Below are 17,135 nucleotides of genomic sequence, written 5' to 3'. Positions count from 1 at the left end.
ATATGACTCCTGAAATGTCAGTAACCATTGTCGCACGAGCATTATGGGTTGTTGTTTCTATGGTATCGGTACTGATTGTCCCGAGCCTGTTAGTCGGCTTACTGGTTGCTGTTTTGCAAGCCGTCACTCAGATCAACGAACAGACACTGAGCTTCTTTCCGCGTCTGATCATTACTATGCTGAGCATCATTTTTGCGGGCCACTGGCTTCTGACGCAAGTATCTGAGTTTTTCGAGTACATTTTCTTCACTGTGCCGACTCTGGCGCAGTAAAAGCGCGGCTCTAGTATGCTCGATCTCACCTTCACGCAGATTACGGAATGGCTTGGCTTTGTTTGGTGGCCATTCGTGCGCTTTGCCGGCTTCTTTTTGGTGGTGCCTTTCTTTGGCGACACACGTATTCCTGTAGTGGTAAGAATTCTGCTCCCTATGATCTTCTCGATCATGTGTGCCGGCATTATTGATAGCGTTCCGTCACTCAATCCGTTTTCTATCCAAGCCTATGTGTTTGCCATATACCAGTTTAGCTTTGGCTTCATTCTGGGCATGGTTGTATTGCTGTTTATGAACATATTCAGTATTGGCGGGCAGGCGGTCTCAATGCAGATGGGTCTTGCTATGGCAGTGATGAACGACCCTAGCAGCGGCGCCAGCGTGCCAATTACCGCACGTATATTCAATATCACAGCAATGTTGTTGTTGCTTTCATTGGACGCCCATTTGATCATTCTGGATATCTTTGTCGATAGCTTCCGCCACTGGCCATTTGATACCGTGTATCCATTTGAAGGCATCAAGCATGTACTCACCATGTTCGGCTGGATGTTCTCTTCTGCCCTGATTATTGCCATTCCTGCCATGTTAACCATGATGCTAAGTAACGTTACCTTCGGTTTTCTGGGCAAGATAGCGCCTTCATTGAACATTTTTACATTAGGTTTCCCGATGACCATGTTGTTGGGCATGTTTGCCTTGATGCTGTCTATCTTTGGTGTCGGTGATATTTTCTTTGATCTGGTCAGCGAAATGCGTGACCACATGAATTACGTGTTGAGTCTATAAATGAGTCAAGGGGATAAAACCGAACAGGCCAGTAGCCAGAAACTCACCAAAGCGCGCGCAGAAGGTCAGGTAGCCCGTGCCAAAGAGTTTACGACTGCTATCTGTATGATAGTCGGCGTGAGCTATTTCTACATGTATGGCGCAGAGCTCAAGCGATCTATCTTTCTGCTGTTTGAAACGGCTTTTACCTTTGATTCAACAACCATATTCGACATAGAGCCTAGCCTAGAACTTCTGGCCCAATCCTTGTTCATTATTATTAAGCTGTTTGCACCAATGATGTTGTTCATAACACTGACAGCAGTAGGAGCAAGTAGTGTTCTTGGCGGTTTCAACTTTAACTTCAAACAAATCAGTCCGAAGTTCTCTAAGATCAATCCGGCCTCTGGTATCAAACGTATTTTCTCTAAACAGACCTTCGTTGAGTTTCTCAAGAGTGTGGTAAAAATCGCCATAATTTTGTTCCTGCTCTACACCACACTGAATAACAACGTCGGGATTATTAGTGGTCTTGTCAGAGCCTCATTTCAGACGGTGACACAAATTGCTTTTGGTAACCTAATAACGCTTGTCATCATGTTGATTTCCGTTGCCGTTATTTTCGGTTTGATCGACGTCCCTTATCAAAAAATGACGTTTAGCAAGCAGATGATGATGTCCAAAGAAGAGTTAAAACAAGAGCACAAGCAGCAAGAAGGTAGCCCGGAAGTCAAAGGACGCCGACGTCAAATTCAAATGCAATACGCTCGCAACTCAGCCAACAAAATGGTACCAACTGCGGACGTAGTATTAATGAACCCGACTCATTATGCTGTCGCGCTTAAATACGATATCGAAAAAGCAGAAGCTCCGTTTGTCGTCGCCAAAGGCAAAGACGAAGTTGCGTTCTACATTCGCTCTTTGGCAGACAAACATGAAATTGAAGTGTTAGTCGTTCCCGAAATTACGCGTTCTATTTACCACACAACGCAAGTCAACCAGATGGTTCCAAATCAGTTATATCTTGCTGTGGCACAAATTCTGAAATACGTTCAACAACTACAAGCATGGCGCAAGGGCCAACAAGCCAAACCAAACAAGCTACCAAGCTTTACGATTCCTGAAAATATTCGCTATTAAGTTATTCGTTATTAAACTATTCGCCTTTAAATACTCGCGTCGTTTTGTTGTCATCCGTCACCACCATCTGAGTTGGTTTCGAACAGACAGCAAAAAGCCAGCACTCACAGGCTGGCTTTTTAGTATTAACGCGAATTTAAGACGAGAGAAATTAAAACACGCCTTTCTTTTTCAGACGTTGTACTTTCTCCAAACGTTCCTCAACAGACTCTTGAGGTTCAGCAAAATTGGCAGGTGTTGCAACTACCCCGCCCTGCTGTTTAATCTGTTGCATCAACTGGCTAATCAATGTGTTTTGTTGAGTCACTACGCTCTTAAGCTCGGTAATTTGCTGGCTGTGATCGAGTTTATCGCCAATTGCTTTCGCAATATCATGACTGAGAGCTTGTTGATCAACAGAAGCTAGCTGGGAACTTGATAAGGAACCGCCCATCAGTTGCTTTTGGTGTTCAATTAACTGACTACTAATGATGGAAGCTATATCTTGGCTCAGTGCCAAAGTATCAATGTCATTTGAGCTTGAACTCGGCATTAGCGTGATCAGGTCACGAAGCGCTTTTTCATTCTCTGCGAATTTGCCACTCATCGAGTTGACAATTTCTTGGCTTAACGCCTGTGCGTCTATCTTGCTTTCAAACTGAGTATTAGCATGAGCGGCAATATGCTCAACTAATGATTGCTGATGCTGCGCAAGCTGAGAACTCATATGTTCAGTAATATGAGTGAAATCAGGGACGGACGGCGTGGTGTTGGCAGAAAAATCTATCTGAGATAAATGCTCAGACAGTTTCATTTCGAGCAGATGTTCAATCTTAGATGAAACATTATCAATCACTGAATCAACATCAAAAGTCATGCTTTCCGTTGACGCGCCTTCTTCCACTCGACTTTGGACACCATGAGGTTGAATCTGATGCACCTTCAGAATGTCCAGAAGCGACTGCTCGGTAATTGAATCGTTAGACAATGCCATCGCAAAACTGGTCGCCAGTTCTGGTTTTAAACAATGCAGAAACATGCCACTCATATAAATATCTTTATGGATGTGGACTAACTGGTGCAGCTCCATCGCAGCGGTAGAATCCGCCGCGAGTTCTTTACGTTTTTTCGACCAGCCAATAAACGTATTGTAGGCAAAGCTATCAGGGATAGATTGCAACGGGTCGAGGTAGATCGCCAGAGATACGCGTTTGAAGCGCTTATTCATCAACAGCTTCCTCTACGTTGCTGTTGTTTTCATCTGCATGATACAAGCACATTTCTTGAGCCAACGCGGACTGAGCGTTGTCAACAAGGATAACTCGGTCACCTAATGTTGGATACGCATCTTTCACTGCATCATAAATAAGGGTTGCACCGCCACCCACGAGGTAAACGCGGTTCGGGTTTTTAGCAAACTTCTTCGCTTCAGTAACAACTTGCTTACCAAGCTCATGAATTTTAGCATTCATTTTTTCACGAACCATCTCGATTTGAGATTCATCGTTAATCACTTCTGACGCAAATTCATCATCGTGGCGACGGCGGATAAGTTCATTTGCTACAAGGTAGCTTGAGTCACTGTCTGCAAACGCTAATGCTTTGCGAACCGTGTTGGTCACCATAGATACGCCGATTTCGTTGTTGCCATATACGCCTGACACTTCGTCAAACTCACCAACAACAATACCCATATCTAAAGTAGTACCGCCTAAGTCGATCACAAGAGAGCGCGTGAATTCATTGCAGTTAGAGTTCACTAGCGTTGATAACACCGCAGGTAAACTTTCCGGCATCACTTCCACTTCTACCACGTTGAACGTTTTACCTTTGTTGAGTGAGATTTCACGCATCAGGTTTTGGCGTTTACGTTCAATGTTCTTCTCATTCTTCTGGCAATCTTCAAAACGGTAGTATTCAGTGATCGGTAAAGTCACAACCAGAGAAACATTACAAGGCTCTAAACCTGTTTGAAGAAGTGCATGATGCACCGCCAGTAAGTTCAAATCATCGTACTGATAATCAACGTGCGTTGTTTCTAATGCTTTATCAGACGTTGCATCGTAAGTGTATTTAAAGCCATCAATAGTGTAGTTGTAGACTTTTTTATCGTTTCTTAACGCTGCACTCTTCCAATCTTTTCTAAATGAGTTTGGTGACACCAAACTTTTAATTTCACCGTCAGCCAACCAACTTACTTTTACGTTTGTTGAACCATCATCAACAGCAAATTTCATCAAAGTATTAGTCATGTGTGTAACCTTAAGATAAAAACCAACTAAATAGGAGCGAAGGCGGATGTTAACTGAAGCACTGCCGATTAACCTAACTTCAGCAAAATATCAAAACCACCCAAAAACAAATTTAACTAATTGTTTTTATTTCACTTTATTTCAACCACATAAACTCAAACCTCTAGGATGACAGCAAAATAAGAAAAGCCTCACAATGCAAAACCTACACACTTACAGCCTTAACTGACATGCCATTTATATTTAAAATAGACGTCTAGATGTTTACAGCTCCAAAAAAAGGGCGTAAGTTAGTTTTTAAATTCATGATGCTTACGGAATGATGAGGAAATCTCATGATAGAGCTAAAACATTTAAGAACGATTGCTTCGCTGAGAGACACAGGATCATTGACGTCAACAGCGACTTCACTCCATTTGACTCAATCAGCCCTTTCTCATCAGATTAAAGACCTGGAAGCGAGACTTGGTAGTCAACTTTTCTTACGAAAAACAAGACCGGTAAAGTTTACTTCCGAGGGTGAAATACTGTTAAAGCTTGCCGATGATATTCTGCCGAGAATCGCCAAAGGGGAAAATGAGCTAGCGAGCTTAAAAGAAGACGTGAACGGCAGGCTGCATATGGCGATTGAGTGCCATTCCTGTTTCCAATGGCTTATGCCCGCGTTAAGAGAGTATCAAGTGGCTTGGCCAAGTGTCGCGTTAGACTTTTCATCTGGCTTCGGTTTTGAGCCTCTGCCGGCACTGCTTGCTGGCGAACTGGACTTAGTGATTACTTCCGACATTCTTCCGCGCTCAGAAGTACACTACGAACCTCTGTTTGATTTTGAAATGCGCTTAATCACTGCCACTAACCATCCTCTCGCCATCAAAGAGTCTATTGCACCAGAAGATTTGGCAGAACAAACACTGTTGAGCTACCCAGTGCAGAAGCAGCGTTTAGATGTAGTGAAACACTTCTTACACCCCGCAGGTGTAGAGCCAGCAAAATGGAAACAAGCAGATAATACATTGATGTTGGTACAGATGGTGTCGGCAGGCTTAGGCGTTGCTGCTCTGCCTAATTGGGCCATCAGCGAGTTTTCGCGTCAGGGATTGATCACCAGTAAACCATTGGGCAATGGCTTATGGCGTCGACTGTTTGCGGCGGTGCGTAATAGCGATAAAGACAAACGCTACTTACAAACATTCTTTGCAACGGCAAAACAGCAATGTAAAAGCCACCTTGACGGAATCAAGATGGCTTAAAAATGCGATTAAACTTAACAACCTGATGATTTGAACTGGTTGGTTAATGGATCATAGCGAAAGCCAAGATGACTCAATTTACCAACCACGCTATCAACATCCATTTCATAAGTGGAAACCAGCTCATCTAAGCTGTCACACTCCAAGCGTAGCTTCTCATTCACTATGCCTAAGAGAATAATACTGTCCAGCTTATTAACATTGCTCAGATCCATATCGGCACTCCTTTGAACAAAACCCACTTATTAAGCCTAGTCTGGATTTCACACAAGAAAAGTGATTTTGCTCTAGGGAGTTAAATTCTGATTATTGGATCAGATAAAGACTGTGAAAACCTGTACTCGCCAGCAACACCAGCAAGAATGCTACCGCTAACTGACCTTTCTCCGGCTTCTTGGCCGTAATAATATGCCAGCTCCAAAAAACGATACCAGCAATCAGTAAACTGAAACTGATGATCAATGGCATGGTTAACTCGGCTAACTGTTCGCTTTCAAGTGAGTAAGCAAATGGAACAATGCACAACGTTGTAGCCATTGCAGACAAAATTCCTACCACAGGCAGAATACGATGAAACGCATCTAGTCTGCTACGAGCAATAGACAAAAGCATGTTCGCGAATACCGACCCAAGCAAAAATATCATCATGAACAGTGATAAAGAAGCACTCCAGCTTGCCGCTTCACTAATCAATACACCGACATATGCCAGTGATAAACCGTTAGCCAGATAAAGAACCCAAATAGGTCCTTCATCACGAGTTTTGGTCGTCTGCACTCGGGAATAGAAGTAAAAAATAGCAAATACCACCAAAAATGCTTCAATCTTAATCGAAGCGACGGCCAACCAAAGCACACCTATTGAAGGCAATATCTTATGTATGCGCCCACGTTGACCCGGACAAATATCACCTTTAACCAAAATCATCGTCAGAATAATTTGAGCGCCCAAAAGCATAGGAGCGAAAACAGAAAGTAGTGAATAAACCATAATTTCAAATAAGTGAGCCAAGTTTTAATAGAGGGCGATAATAGCAAAGCGCAGTTCTCTTTCCTATCTCTGTAGACTTAACAAAATCCCCAACAAAGATGAGGTGATGTTCCGCTAGATACTCCATCTTCAAGCCGCTATAATGCGCACCTCTCAAATACAAGGTCAAAATATGTACAGCGATATTACTCCTATCCATCAACACAAAAAGTACTGGGCAGAATGCTTCGGTACCGCACGCTTTTTACCTACCAGCCGTAAAGAGATGGATGCGCTTGGATGGGATAGCTGCGACATTATCATTGTGACCGGTGACGCTTATGTCGATCACCCAAGTTTTGGTATGGCAATCATAGGTCGTCTGTTGGAAGCACAAGGTTTCCGCGTCGGCATCATTGCGCAACCAGAATGGCAAAATAAAGACGCGTTTATGGCGCTGGGTAAACCGAACTTATTCTTCGGCGTTACAGCAGGCAACATGGACTCGATGATCAACCGTTACACGTCAGACAGAAAATTGCGTCATGATGATGCCTACACTCCGAACAATGAAGGCGGTAAGCGTCCTGATCGTGCAACACTGGTTTATTCTCAGCGTTGTCGTGAAGCTTATAAAGATGTGCCAATTGTACTGGGTGGTATTGAAGCAAGCCTGCGTCGTGTTGCGCACTATGACTATTGGTCAGACAAAGTTCGACGTTCAGTACTGTTTGATGCGAAAGCCGACATTCTGTTATTTGGTAACGCAGAACGCGCTCTGGTAGAAGTGGCACACCGCTTAGCTGACGGCGAATCAATCAGCGATCTGACTAACGTACGCGGCACAGCAATAAACCTTGCGTCAGTACCTGAAGGTTTCAAGGTTATTGATTCATCAAGAATTGATAAACCAAGTACGCCATTTATACCGACTAACCCGTACGAAGTTGAAACACAATGTGAAACCAAGAAAGAGGAAGAAGAAGCGAAGCCGATTACCGTTCGCCCTTCCCGTCATGATTCAAAAACCACAGCTGTGCGTTTGCCTTCTTACGAGAAACTGATTAATGACCGTATTCTTTATGCTCATGCAAGCCGCGTACTGCATTTAGAGACTAACCCGTATTCAGGCCGTGCTCTGATTCAAAGCCACGGCAACCGTGAGCTTTGGGTTAACCAAGCACCAATCCCATTGTCCACCGAAGAGATGGATTATGTGTTTGATCTGCCGTATGCACGTGTACCGCATCCTAAATACGGTAAAGATAAGATCCCTGCGTATGACATGATTAAAACGTCAGTCAACATTATGCGTGGATGTTTTGGTGGCTGTTCTTTCTGTTCTATTACCGAACACGAAGGTCGAATCATTCAGAACCGTTCGAAAGAATCGATCATCAACGAACTCAAAGAGATCCGCGATAAAGTACCGGGCTTTACTGGCACTATCTCGGATTTAGGTGGCCCGACAGCAAACATGTACCGTTTAGGTTGTTCTGATCCTAAAGCGGAAGCCAACTGTCGTCGACCTTCCTGTGTGTTCCCGGGCATCTGTCATAAACTCAATACCGACCACAAGCACACCATCGATTTATATCGTGAAGCGCGTAAAGTGGAAGGTATTAAGAAAGTGATGATTGCATCTGGTGTTCGCTACGACCTCGCCATTGAGTCACCTGAATATGTCAAAGAGCTTGTGACTCACCACGTAGGTGGCTATCTGAAAATTGCTCCAGAGCATACCGAAAAGAGCCCGCTTGATCTGATGATGAAACCGGGTATGGGTACATTCGACCGTTTCAAAGAAATGTTTGATAAATACAGTGCTGAAGCGGGCAAGAAGCAATACTTAATTCCTTATTTCATCTCTGCTCACCCAGGTACAGAAGATGAAGATATGGTGAACTTGGCGCTATGGCTGAAAAGCCACAACTACGAGTGTGACCAAGTACAGAACTTCTACCCATCACCAATGTGTAACGCAACGGCGATGTATCACTCTGAAGTGAACCCTTTAAAACGTGTGAAATACAAAAAACGTGAAGATGTCACTGTACCGAAAGGTGACCGTCAAAGACGTTTGCACAAAGCCCTTCTTCGCTATCACGACCCACTAAACTGGCCGCTGATCCGCGAAGCTCTAATCAACATGGGCAAGAAACATTTGATTGGTGATAAACCAAACTGTTTAGTTCCTGCTGAAGATGGTGACAAACTCACGCCAGCGCAGCGTCGTAAGTCAGGTCGTCACGGTTCAAACCGATTTGCTACCAAGCATACCAAGTCACAACCGGGATTTGATGCACTTCGTGGTGACAATAGTCGTGGTGATAGCGGTCGTGGTGAAAATGGCCGTAAAGAGAACAATCGTGGCGATAACCCACGAGGAAACAAAGCATCGGGCAACAACAAATCAGGTGCAAAAGGTTCCTACGGCAGTTCACAAGGCAGCAGTCGTCCACAAGGTCAAGGTAACGGCCGCCCGCAAAGCAGTGCTCGACCAAATGCAAACAAAGGCAAAGGGCAGAACCGACCTTCTCAACGTACGCAATAAAGCGTTGGTGAACAGCAAAGCATAAAAAAGCGCAGCTCTCAGGCTGCGCTTTTTAGTCAATTATCTGTTGGTTTTTATAAGCAGAAACTAACGCGAATTACGCGTACTGCTCTTCAAACTCTTTCATAAACGAAACAAGTGCTTGAACACCTTCAAGCGTCATTGCGTTATAGATTGATGCACGCATACCACCAACAACACGGTGACCTTTCAATGAAGTTAAACCACGAGCTTCAGCTAACTCAAGGAAAGTACCGTCTAGTTCAGGCTTCGCTAATTGGAATGGCACGTTCATTAGAGAACGGTTGTCTGGATGAATACCGTTACGGTAGAAATCAGATGAATCAACATAGTCATAAAGCAGTGCTGCTTTTTCACGGTTTATTTTCTCAATCGCTTTCACGCCACCCTGCTCTTTTAACCACTTGAATACCAAGCCTGATAGATACCAAGCGTAAGTCGGTGGCGTGTTGAACATTGAATCTTGTTCTGCCAACAGCTTGTAGTTCAGGATGCCAGGAACAAGGTCACTTGCTAGCTCTAGCAAATCATCACGTACAATTGCGATACAAATGCCCGCAGGGCCAATGTTTTTCTGCGCACCCGCGTAGATAACACCGTATTTCGAAACATCAATTTCACGAGAAAGAATCGTTGAAGACATGTCAGCAACGATTGGTTTATCCGTTACTGGTAAATCATTAATCTCAATACCGTCAATAGTTTCGTTTGGACAGAAGTGAACATATGCCGCTTCTGGATCAATTTTCCACTCGCTTGCTGGCAAAATAGCAATTTTGCCGTCTTTTTCTACTTTCGCGTCAAAAACATCAGTTTCGCAATATTTTTTTGCTTCTTTAACTGCGCTTTCTGCCCAGTATCCACCATCAATATAGGTTGCTTTCTTCGCGTTACCCATCAGGTTCAGAGGCACAGCTGCAAATTGTGCACGTGCGCCACCTTGGCAAAATAGTACTTTATAGTTGTCTGGGATATTTAGAAGATCGCGCAAATCCTGCTCTGCTTCTTCTGCCACCTTAATGAAAGGTTTGCTGCGGTGGCTAATTTCCATAACCGAAACGCCCATACCGTTCCAATTAACAAACTCAGCCTGTGCTTTTTCCATCACGGCTTTTGGTAACGCTGCTGGACCAGCACTAAAGTTGTAAACAGTGTCCGTTTTCGGCTCCATGTGTTCCTTGCTCCTGCTATCGATGATGAGTGTGATTAATACCACTTTTTTCATCGGATAAAAAGCAAGAAAAGAGGTCTTTCGACCTCTTTTCTTCAACTAATCTAAATTTCAAAGAGTTTAGATTGCCTTAGCGAATTAACGCGCCATCATTCCATACATAAACAGAGCAAAAAGCGGGACCTTCTGACCATTAGAGAAAACAACATTGCCTTCTTTGATGTCTGCTTTTAATTGATAACCTTTGTCGTCTTGCGTCATCATTTCCATCATAAGTAGCTCATCCACGCCCTGTTGAATGGTTGGGTAATCATCAACCAGTTGATTCGATACAAACGCTTCAAGATCACCCGTTAACGCAGACATAATCACACTCGGATCTTTCTGTACGTCATTGGTGCCTTCAGGAATGTTAAGAGTAATCTTTGACGAAAACTCTCCCTCGCCAAGATTAAGAGCAAAAGGTTTGATGCTGACAAAGAACCCTTGAGAAAATAGCGAATCAACGTGTGGCATCGCTTTTTCAAGGTCTTCCGCTTCTAAATAGGGATTACTTTGATAGATGTTTGACAGTGCAAGGAAAGCCTCACGGTCTGCGTCACCCAAAGTGAAATCGAGTTGAACATTGTTCACTTCACCGTCATCAACCATAACCTTGCCAACATTCATCTTATGATTGCTGGTAAAACGCGATTTTTCAGTGTTGAACTCAGACTCAAACTGATATGAAGTACTCTCGGCAGAAAACAGAGTCGAACCCAGACCATCGTCAACAGTTAAACTTCCGAGTGTGATGTTTTGCTTTCCAATCCAAAATCCTGAATCTTGTTTACCGTTACCTTGGCCTGAGAAATCAGAAATCAACATGTTCTCGCCAGTTTCAAAATTCAAAGCAATAGACGGGATAGTAACGTTGAAATCCATTTGTCCCAAAGCTGTAACAGTGCCCGTTACTTGAGAAGATAGAATAGAAATCGCTACAGAATCTGGGCCTTCACTTTGATAATGCCAGTTATCTAGTGTGGAAGAGAAACGGGTGTTTCCATTCAGTTGCGTGGTACTGTTAACCACCAGCGGAGACTCTGGATAATCAGGGAACGTCGACACAGATGAAATACTCGCCAACCCATGGCGAATATCGCTGTCCACGATAACTTCTGTTGGTAAACCTTCGTGCTGCATTTGCAGCTTAAGAACCGGGTTGGTAACAGTAAAACGTGTTTGCGCATGCGAAGACAGATAACCACGGTCATAACTGATCAGTTCTGCAGAGATATCGTTATTGCTGACGTGTTTTAAGCCATCGCTAATCACATTCTGACCAATTTGTCCCACAGCTAGAGGCCAACATAACGCCAGCGAGACTGCGCCACCAACTGCACCAATTAATTTTAGTTTTTTCATATAAGTAGGTTCCTATCCTGTTTCATGCAGTCTACCGACAAGGTTCAACGAGCTCAAGGCGGCACTTAGTGAATTGATTGTAAAAGTGTTTGTCCTTCCAGAATATGAGTCGATAGTTGCCGCTGATTTAGCATTCTAAAACCTCGCTCTCAGTTCGTTTTGCGCTCACTTGATAGAGTAATGCTGTCAGATTTCAATATGATGAGAGCAACGTGAATCAATACGCCCTACTCTGCTTAGATAACAACCCTATTAGTATCGAACAATGGCGACATGAACTGCGCTCGTTCGCCACTAAGTTTGACCTTCATACCGCCGATTCTTTTGAAGAAGCTCAGCAGGCGCTGGAGTATCTGGAATCTCAGAATCAAACGGTAGCGTTAGTCATCGCCAGCCATAACGAGAATTTAAACGGTGCGGACTTTTTGATTCATCTGGACAGAATGGACAACACCAAGACTGCTCGTAAAGTTCTAATCAGTTGCGGTCAAGATATTCAGGCGATCGTCAGTGCTGTCAATGAAGGTCGACTGGATTACTGCTTAACTAAGCCCCTGCAAGATAACGTGCTTTATAAAACTGTCGTCCAAGAACTCACCACCTATGTGTTAGAAAATGACAAAGATAACGCTCTTCACTACAGCAGTGTTCTTGATCAGCAAAGGCTTTTGCGTTCACATATCGACAACAAAATGCACTCTTACCGGCAAGGTTTTATCTCTGAGTACCATCAGTTAACCGACGCTGAACTCGCTGATCAGGTCATTGGCGCGTTATATCAGTTTTTTGATAAGCACGATGACACTAAGGCTTGTCGGACATATTCCGCCGAGCACTTGCTCACTGTCGAAGGTCAGGAAAACCGCTTTTTATGGTTTATCACTGAAGGAGAAGTTGCTCTTTATAAAAAAGATAAACATGGTCAACAGCGCGAGGTCGTTAGGCACCAAAAAGGGAATATCGTTGGAGGGATGTCATTTGTGACTGGCGAAAACTCCTTCTCTACCGCAATCACGTTGACTAAAACTGAGGTGATTAAACTAGACAGAGATGTATTTGCCAAAGTCATGCACACCAACACCAGCTTATTGCCGCTTTTTACCAACCTGTTATTGCGTCACTTCAATCGACGCTTACAAAGAAGCATCAACACGAAAATACAGTTACAAGAAACCCTCGAATCACTGGAATCTGCGCATCAACAATTAATTGAAGGTGAAAAAATGGCGATGCTTGGGCAGTTAGTCGCCGGTGTGGCCCATGAACTCAATAACCCAGTGTCAGCAATTTTGCGCGGTACCGACACTCTCTCCAATAATATTGAAAATATTGTCGAGTCATACGCTGATTCAGCAACCAATCATCAAGGCTCACAAATGCTCAAGGCAGCTCTGGCGGCAAAACCGATGTCGACTTCAGAAGAACGTGAGCTCGCTAAACTGCTGGAAAACCAAATACACAACCGTCTTCTCGCTAAGAAAATGGTTAAACTTGGCCTTAATAATAACGAAGAGTCCATCAAACAGGCCAAATCAAATCCAGATGCCATGTTGAAGAACTTGGAATCATTAGAGCGCTACCATCTGACCGGTAGCACTCTTCGTTCCATCAAGGTGTGTGCGCAAAGAATTACCGATATGGTTAAGAGCCTAAAAGGCTATGCACGAGCGGATGATGAAACCTTCCATGTGGTTGATATCCATGAAGGTATCGAGGATACGCTGGTCATTTTTGAAAACCGATTGAAACTTCATAAATTAGTTAAAGAGTATTCATCTATCCCGCCCGTGCGCTGCCTACCAATTGCACTTCAACAAGTGTGGACGAACTTAATTTCTAACGCGATAGACGCTTTCCCTGACAGAGGCGTGTTAGAAATACACTCTTATTTGGGAGAGAAAGACGGGCAAACCTATGCCGTTGTTAGCTTCAAAGATAACGGGCACGGTATTTCAGAAGAAACCAGAGAGAAGATTTTCGAACTTAATTACACAACGAAACGTGAAGGTAATTTTGGCTTAGGTATTGGGCTTTCTATTTGCCAGCAAATTATGCATCAACATAACGGCTGGATTGACGTCGAGTCTAAGCTCGGCGAATACACAAACATGCGAGTATGGCTTCCTTTACTCCTCGCCAGCACTGATTAATAAGGAAAATAACATGAACAAATTCATGATTTTATGTGTCGATGATGAACGAGAAGTACTTGATAGCGTCATGCAGGATATTGATTGCTTTGAAGAAAACTTCATTGTTGAAGCCGCACAGTCTGTTAGCGAAGCCAAGTCAGTTATTGAAGACTACCGCGAGCAAGAAGTCGCACTAGCATTGATCCTATGTGACCACATCATGCCAGAACAGACCGGAATTAGTTTTTTAATTGAACTGAATGATGAACCAGATACAGCAAAAACTCGTAAGGTTTTGTTAACAGGGCAAGCCGGACTCAACGACACCGTAGAAGCGGTTAACCATGCAAGTCTAGACTTTTTTATTGCTAAGCCATGGATGGGCGAACAACTAAGACAAGTAGTTAAAGAACAGCTTACCTACTATGTGATTGAAAATGAGAAAGATCTTATGCCTTGGGTGAGAGTTCTGGATACCGAGAAAATACTCAACGCTATCGCAGAGAAGCGTATGGATTTTGGAGAGTAACCTTCTCTAATAAACTGGCATTTAAATTGCTAGAATTCTACAAACGACAAAACTATGACATTTTTTGATGGTTTCTCTATACATCAATGCTTTATGATGTCAAAAGAGTTGAAGCTGGATTCAGGAGCAAGTGTGAATCCTTCTTTAAAACCATGGAATTAACGATAAAAACAGGTTTACCGTAACTATGCGTAAAACAATCATTGCAGCAGCACTACTAATTGCTTCGGGACAAAGCTTAGCCGAAGTTGACCGTAACAGCCCATCAATTATGAGCAACTTTAGTTATGACTATGCAGAAGCTCGAATTGGTGCGAGCCCAATGACTTTTGGTGCTGGTATCAGCAAATCAATTCACCCAAATGCTCACGTAATTGGCCGAATCGATTCTGAACTTGAGAGCGATTACGCTGCCGCTGCCGGTTTTGGCTTCCATGCACCAGTAAATAACTGGGCTGATTTCACTGGTGAAATGCTTTTCCGCATTGAAGATAAAAAAGACGGCGCAAGTGCAGATACTGGTATGGAGCTAAATTTGGGTATTCGCCAATGGTTAGGTCCACAACTTGAAGTGGGTGGTAAAGGCGGTTACGTTTCAATTGAAGACAACGATGACTGGATTGCTTCTTTCTACGCACGATTCCACTCAACAGAGTTATTCTCAATTGGTGCTGAAGCTCGTTTCAACGACTCTTATGGTGACCAAATTATGTTTACTACTCGCTTCAAGCTTTAATTTGAATCTAGTAGCCACATGAAAAAGAAAAGCCGAAGTTTAACACTTCGGCTTTTTAATTGGATTAACGCTGGCAACTCTCTAATAACTGACGTTTACGAGGCTCTTGCAGTAGTTTCCAATGAATCCCTTCAATCGCCCCAGCAAATTTCCACAACAGTTTAATATCAACGTCATTACCATAGGTCTGACAAACTTTATTAAACACCGTTGGAGCACCTAGCTTTATAAATGTATCTACATCATCGACACCGGATTTTTTAACCATTCTCTCCAATGTAAGCTGCATGTTAGGCAAATCGCGCAGACGACGGTTCAGCGACGACTTTTGCACAACACGTTGAGAAACTGCGTTTTTAATTGACGTGCCAACAATGGCATCTAATTCTTGATAATTACTCGAGTAAAGGTCTGTGATGTCATAGTAGTTAACTGTCGCTACAGTTTGTTTCTTCACATGACGGTACTTTTCACAACCTAACGCGGTTAACTGATCGTCTAACTCCTCTCCACCGCGGATATATATGCAATCGTTAGTTAACAACGCATACATAGCATCTTCTTGGAATAAACCTATACCACCAAACATTGAACGCTGTTGGCTTTCACCAAACTTATTTACATAGTCGAAAAATGTTCGCTCTACCATAGTCATTGACCCTTTAATCAAATTCCCCGATTAAGAAAGATCACCAGATAGCAGTACAATTTAGCGAATAAAATTAATGATTTAATTATTAGTACCTCATGGCTATGAGGATACCTACTTTGTTATTTGACTATGATAGTTAACGAAGCGAATTAAGTCAGGACATATCTCACACTCGACCACTTTTTATTTATCAAAAATGAGAATCGACTCGCATTGGTAAGTTTTTAAGTATTTAAGATTTAAAAATTCCTTCCACATTCCGATTTTCGACTTGCAATAGAAGAAATTAGCGGCACTGAGAGGGAATCGGTTGCTTATACACATTAGCGAAAGTTAAAATATGCCGACTTCTGCCTACTAATAATTTTTATGAATCACTTATCTTTTTACTGGCTTCCAGACAACAAACAACTTCTGATCAAGGGAGTCGAGAGCGAGTTTGCGAAACTTGTAGAAACCTCGATCAATACAGGGAGAATTACCCTCCCACCAATACCAGATGTGGTATTGCAAATACAAAAAATGTCGTCACAAGAATCGACCACAGTTTCTGATGTAGCAAATTGCCTTGCCGATGATCCTAGCCTTGCCGCCGTTGTGATTCGCATTGCGAACTCCGTGATTTTTAACCGCCGTAATATTACCTGCAATGACTTGACCACTGCCGTTTCACGACTAGGTATTTTGCGCGTTAGGGATATCGTGACAGCTCAAGCTATTGAGCAGTTAAAACACGCCACAAACTTGAGTAAAGAGTGCAACAACATATTGATCCACAGTGCTACCGTTTCTCGGGAGTTGGGTGCGACCATGGTGTTGGTAACACAGGCCTTTAAAGAACTCGACCCGGAACACTATCATCATCTGGAGCTGGAAAAATCCCTGCTTGTTGGTTTATTGGCTGACATTGGATTGTTTTGCTTGGTCAACGAGTACCATCAGTATCTGGAAAACGGTAACTACCTTAATCAAGACATTGCTCTACAGATTTTTCACTCCCGCTGTTCAGACACCAGTCATTTGGTATTAAAGCATTGGGGCTTCGATGCTGACTTTTTAGACGTATGTTGCAACAAACAAAGTGTGGAACATTCTTTCGAAGTCAGTTACCTTGATGTAGCACGAATATCAAACCACTTGCTTATGTTTAGAAAACAAGACGATGCTATTGATGATCACGAAGTAGAAATCAATACGACTGGTGCGGAAGTTCTCTTTAACCTGAGCAATCTTAGCGATATGGAATTTAATTCCAAACTTAGAGCGGTTATAAACGCCAGCGGTTTCTAGACCTTATTTCGAGGAATGT

General features: G+C 43.1%; 16 protein-coding genes. 9 read left to right on the top strand and 7 right to left on the bottom strand.

Translation table 11 applies throughout. The features are described 5' to 3' along the window. The first annotated feature begins 2 nt into the window (after positions 1-2). From fliQ to flhB, 3 genes are read left to right on the top strand one after another with little or no spacing between them, the layout of a single operon-like run. Positions 3-272: a flagellar biosynthesis protein FliQ gene (gene fliQ / locus L3V23_RS11980; protein WP_102962652.1), complete on the top strand. Its 270-nt coding sequence runs from the start codon at positions 3-5 to the stop codon at positions 270-272. Positions 273-287: 15 nt separating this feature from the next. Continuing rightward, complete coding sequence (gene fliR, locus L3V23_RS11975) at positions 288-1,061, top strand: flagellar biosynthetic protein FliR (RefSeq protein WP_102965583.1); 774 nt, start codon at positions 288-290, stop codon at positions 1,059-1,061. Then, entirely contained in the window at positions 1,062-2,180 is a 1,119-nt protein-coding gene (gene flhB / locus L3V23_RS11970; protein ID WP_102965582.1) for a flagellar biosynthesis protein FlhB, read from the top strand. A gap of 151 nt (positions 2,181-2,331) precedes the next feature. Here flhB and L3V23_RS11965 read toward each other — a convergent pair whose 3' ends face one another. Then, positions 2,332-3,387, bottom strand: a complete 1,056-nt coding sequence (locus tag L3V23_RS11965; RefSeq protein ID WP_237292379.1) for a hypothetical protein — start codon at positions 3,385-3,387, stop codon at positions 2,332-2,334. Further along, positions 3,380-4,411: a plasmid segregation protein ParM domain-containing protein gene (gene parM / locus L3V23_RS11960; RefSeq protein WP_102962655.1), complete on the bottom strand. Its 1,032-nt coding sequence runs from the start codon at positions 4,409-4,411 to the stop codon at positions 3,380-3,382. Before parM ends, L3V23_RS11965 begins: the two co-directional genes overlap by 8 nt. Positions 4,412-4,746: 335 nt before the next feature. Between parM and metR the strand changes: the two genes are divergently transcribed. Then, the gene (metR, locus tag L3V23_RS11955; protein WP_042488292.1) at positions 4,747-5,658 is read left to right on the top strand and encodes an HTH-type transcriptional regulator MetR; all 912 of its coding nucleotides are present in this window, start codon (positions 4,747-4,749) and stop codon (positions 5,656-5,658) included. A gap of 14 nt (positions 5,659-5,672) precedes the next feature. Here the strand turns inward: metR and L3V23_RS11950 are convergent, their stop codons facing one another. After that, positions 5,673-5,873 (bottom strand): DUF4250 domain-containing protein, encoded by a 201-nt coding sequence (locus L3V23_RS11950; RefSeq protein WP_102965581.1) that lies wholly within the window; start codon positions 5,871-5,873, stop codon positions 5,673-5,675. 91 nt (positions 5,874-5,964) lie between these two features. After that, positions 5,965-6,648, bottom strand: coding sequence for a hypothetical protein (locus tag L3V23_RS11945; RefSeq protein ID WP_102955203.1), 684 nt, complete (start codon positions 6,646-6,648; stop codon positions 5,965-5,967). A 172-nt stretch (positions 6,649-6,820) separates the two neighbouring features. On the opposite strand from L3V23_RS11945, the gene L3V23_RS11940 reads away from it, so the two are divergent. Beyond that, positions 6,821-9,181 carry a YgiQ family radical SAM protein gene (locus tag L3V23_RS11940; protein ID WP_102965580.1) on the top strand — a complete coding sequence of 787 codons (2,361 nt, stop codon included), beginning with the start codon at positions 6,821-6,823 and terminating at the stop codon, positions 9,179-9,181. Positions 9,182-9,278: 97 nt separating this feature from the next. Here the strand turns inward: L3V23_RS11940 and serC are convergent, their stop codons facing one another. Next, on the bottom strand, positions 9,279-10,373 hold the full coding sequence (serC, locus tag L3V23_RS11935) for a 3-phosphoserine/phosphohydroxythreonine transaminase (RefSeq protein WP_180980122.1): 1,095 nt from the start codon (positions 10,371-10,373) through the stop codon (positions 9,279-9,281). Positions 10,374-10,511: 138 nt separating this feature from the next. Continuing rightward, entirely contained in the window at positions 10,512-11,777 is a 1,266-nt protein-coding gene (locus L3V23_RS11930) for a DUF945 family protein (RefSeq protein ID WP_102955201.1), read from the bottom strand. Between the two features lie 212 nt (positions 11,778-11,989). Between L3V23_RS11930 and L3V23_RS11925 the strand changes: the two genes are divergently transcribed. From L3V23_RS11925 to L3V23_RS11915, 3 genes are all read left to right on the top strand, one after another. Continuing rightward, on the top strand, positions 11,990-13,927 hold the full coding sequence (locus L3V23_RS11925; protein ID WP_102955200.1) for an ATP-binding protein: 1,938 nt from the start codon (positions 11,990-11,992) through the stop codon (positions 13,925-13,927). A 13-nt stretch (positions 13,928-13,940) separates the two neighbouring features. Continuing rightward, the gene (locus tag L3V23_RS11920) at positions 13,941-14,438 is read left to right on the top strand and encodes a response regulator (RefSeq protein WP_102965579.1); all 498 of its coding nucleotides are present in this window, start codon (positions 13,941-13,943) and stop codon (positions 14,436-14,438) included. 187 nt (positions 14,439-14,625) lie between these two features. Continuing rightward, entirely contained in the window at positions 14,626-15,174 is a 549-nt protein-coding gene (locus tag L3V23_RS11915; protein ID WP_042488276.1) for a hypothetical protein, read from the top strand. Between the two features lie 64 nt (positions 15,175-15,238). On the opposite strand, the gene L3V23_RS11910 is transcribed toward L3V23_RS11915, so the two are convergent. Then, entirely contained in the window at positions 15,239-15,823 is a 585-nt protein-coding gene (locus L3V23_RS11910) for a TfoX/Sxy family DNA transformation protein (protein ID WP_042488274.1), read from the bottom strand. A 372-nt stretch (positions 15,824-16,195) separates the two neighbouring features. On the opposite strand from L3V23_RS11910, the gene L3V23_RS11905 reads away from it, so the two are divergent. Further along, positions 16,196-17,116 carry an HDOD domain-containing protein gene (locus tag L3V23_RS11905; RefSeq protein WP_237292378.1) on the top strand — a complete coding sequence of 307 codons (921 nt, stop codon included), beginning with the start codon at positions 16,196-16,198 and terminating at the stop codon, positions 17,114-17,116. Positions 17,117-17,135: the final 19 nt, after the last annotated feature.

It is taken from the genome of Vibrio sp. A1-b2 (assembly GCF_021726015.1).
Lineage (GTDB): Bacteria > Pseudomonadota > Gammaproteobacteria > Enterobacterales > Vibrionaceae > Vibrio > Vibrio diazotrophicus.
The sequence above is the reverse complement of the archived record's forward strand: the minus strand, read 5'-3'. Positions and strand labels throughout refer to the sequence as shown.

What these genes read in the sequence shown, in the direction of transcription:
- L3V23_RS11910 (WP_042488274.1), bottom strand. Translation starts at nt 15,823, where the DNA reads ATGGTAGAGCGAACATTTTTCGACTATGTAAATAAGTTTGGTGAAAGC.
- L3V23_RS11915 (WP_042488276.1), top strand. Translation starts at nt 14,626, where the DNA reads ATGCGTAAAACAATCATTGCAGCAGCACTACTAATTGCTTCGGGACAA.
- L3V23_RS11950 (WP_102965581.1), bottom strand. Translation starts at nt 5,873, where the DNA reads ATGGATCTGAGCAATGTTAATAAGCTGGACAGTATTATTCTCTTAGGC.
- L3V23_RS11940 (WP_102965580.1), top strand. Translation starts at nt 6,821, where the DNA reads ATGTACAGCGATATTACTCCTATCCATCAACACAAAAAGTACTGGGCA.
- serC (WP_180980122.1), bottom strand. Translation starts at nt 10,373, where the DNA reads ATGGAGCCGAAAACGGACACTGTTTACAACTTTAGTGCTGGTCCAGCA.
- fliR (WP_102965583.1), top strand. Translation starts at nt 288, where the DNA reads ATGCTCGATCTCACCTTCACGCAGATTACGGAATGGCTTGGCTTTGTT.
- fliQ (WP_102962652.1), top strand. Translation starts at nt 3, where the DNA reads ATGACTCCTGAAATGTCAGTAACCATTGTCGCACGAGCATTATGGGTT.
- metR (WP_042488292.1), top strand. Translation starts at nt 4,747, where the DNA reads ATGATAGAGCTAAAACATTTAAGAACGATTGCTTCGCTGAGAGACACA.
- L3V23_RS11930 (WP_102955201.1), bottom strand. Translation starts at nt 11,777, where the DNA reads ATGAAAAAACTAAAATTAATTGGTGCAGTTGGTGGCGCAGTCTCGCTG.
- parM (WP_102962655.1), bottom strand. Translation starts at nt 4,411, where the DNA reads ATGACTAATACTTTGATGAAATTTGCTGTTGATGATGGTTCAACAAAC.
- L3V23_RS11945 (WP_102955203.1), bottom strand. Translation starts at nt 6,648, where the DNA reads ATGGTTTATTCACTACTTTCTGTTTTCGCTCCTATGCTTTTGGGCGCT.
- L3V23_RS11905 (WP_237292378.1), top strand. Translation starts at nt 16,196, where the DNA reads ATGAATCACTTATCTTTTTACTGGCTTCCAGACAACAAACAACTTCTG.
- flhB (WP_102965582.1), top strand. Translation starts at nt 1,062, where the DNA reads ATGAGTCAAGGGGATAAAACCGAACAGGCCAGTAGCCAGAAACTCACC.
- L3V23_RS11920 (WP_102965579.1), top strand. Translation starts at nt 13,941, where the DNA reads ATGAACAAATTCATGATTTTATGTGTCGATGATGAACGAGAAGTACTT.
- L3V23_RS11965 (WP_237292379.1), bottom strand. Translation starts at nt 3,387, where the DNA reads ATGAATAAGCGCTTCAAACGCGTATCTCTGGCGATCTACCTCGACCCG.